Genomic DNA, 1,556 nt, shown 5'->3' on the forward strand with positions numbered 1-1,556 from the left:
GTAATGCCATTCAATTTTTATATCGTCATGTACTGCATTATCAATGGCAATGGATTGAAATTGTTAAGCCCCCTAAAGTACAGCTCTTACAAGATGTACTCTCGCCTGCTGAAGTGCTGGCTATTATCAATACAACTAAACAACTGAGATACCAAGTTTATTACCTAACCGCTTACAGTTTAGGTTTACGTTTATCTGAAGCGCTTAATCTCACCATTGCCGATATCGACAGTACTTTGATGCAAGTCCATATACGTGCAGCCAAAAATAATAAAGACCGTTTTGTGCCATTACCTCATGCTACTTTACTGGCCCTGAGACATTATTGGGCCACTCATCATCACCCTAAATTGATTTTCCCTGGCGGTAAGCCGCCTCATATTCGTCAAGGTCAGACAATGGTGATGGATAAAGGTGGCGTACAAAAAACCATAAAAATTGTGGCCCGTGAATGTGGCATTTACAAAAATGTCCATGTGCATACACTGCGTCACTCCATTGCTACGCATATGATCGAACAAGGGTTAAGCTTACGCGTCGTTCAAGTTTTTCTGGGCCATGCTTGCCCTAAAACCACGGCTAACTATGTCAAAATGACTGAAATCAATTCTCAAAAGAGTATTGATATGCTCAATTCTTTACTCAATCAATTTGATATTCATTGGCAGGAGTAAGGTATGTTTTCTCTTACATCTTTAGCTAAGCGGTATCAGTCTCAATTTGAGCAGCAATATGCGCAACAGCTCTCGCCTTTGCATCGTCGAGCATTAGATAAAATCATTCAGTGTCATACACCACAAGCCGGTGCCATCTTATATCATTGCGAACACTGTCAATACAGCCCCACTTTTTATCCCAGTTGTGGTCATCGCCATTGTCCAAGTTGTCAGCATACTGCCAATATGGGTTGGCTTAACCATCAGCAACAAAAGCTGTTACCCGTTGATTACTTCCTGATCACCTTTACGGTGCCATATCAGCTACGGCAATTTATATTCACCCATCAAAAATGGGCATACCAAACCTTGTTCTAAGCAAGTACAGCCACTTTAAAATCGTTCTTTAAGCATGATCAACAACTGGGCCAGCAGTGTGGTTTTACATCTGTGTTGCACACCCATTCGCGCAAACTCCTGTTTCATCCACATATTCATGTGATAACGCCAAATTGTAGTGTTAATAAACAGCACAGTTGTTGTTTGAAAAAAAAAGGGAAATACTTATTTAATGCGATTAACTTATCAAAAGTATTTCGTGGAGAATTTTGTAAACGTTTATATGCTAAAGGCTATCATTTACCATCAGCAACGCCTGTTAAATGGCGTGTTGATTGTGAAAAAGTAGGTAGAGGTGAATATGCTTTTACTTATTTAGCGCGCTATCTATATCGCGGTGTGATCAGCGAAAAAAATATAGTGGCAGTGAAAGATGATAAGGTCACCTTTAAGTATAAAGACAGCGAGACCAAGTGCGATAAAATGATAACAGAACCCGTATGTGAGTTTTTATGGCGTGTATTGCAGCATGTCCTGCCAAAAGGATTTCGCCGTGCTCGT

General features: G+C 40.3%; 2 protein-coding genes and 1 pseudogene. All 3 read left to right on the forward strand.

From position 1 onward, the window contains the following. The coding region (locus CJF42_RS25875) for a tyrosine-type recombinase/integrase (protein ID WP_095369355.1) at positions 1 to 674 on the forward strand (674 nt) is incomplete at its 5' end. A gap of 3 nt (positions 675 to 677) precedes the next feature. Next, positions 678 to 1,034, forward strand: coding sequence for a transposase zinc-binding domain-containing protein (locus tag CJF42_RS25880; protein WP_095369356.1), 357 nt, complete (start codon positions 678 to 680; stop codon positions 1,032 to 1,034). 15 nt (positions 1,035 to 1,049) lie between these two features. Next, positions 1,050 to 1,556 (forward strand): annotated as a pseudogene (locus tag CJF42_RS25885) (IS91 family transposase); the annotation flags it as partial.

Source organism: Pseudoalteromonas sp. NBT06-2, from assembly GCF_002276045.1.
Lineage (GTDB): Bacteria > Pseudomonadota > Gammaproteobacteria > Enterobacterales > Alteromonadaceae > Pseudoalteromonas.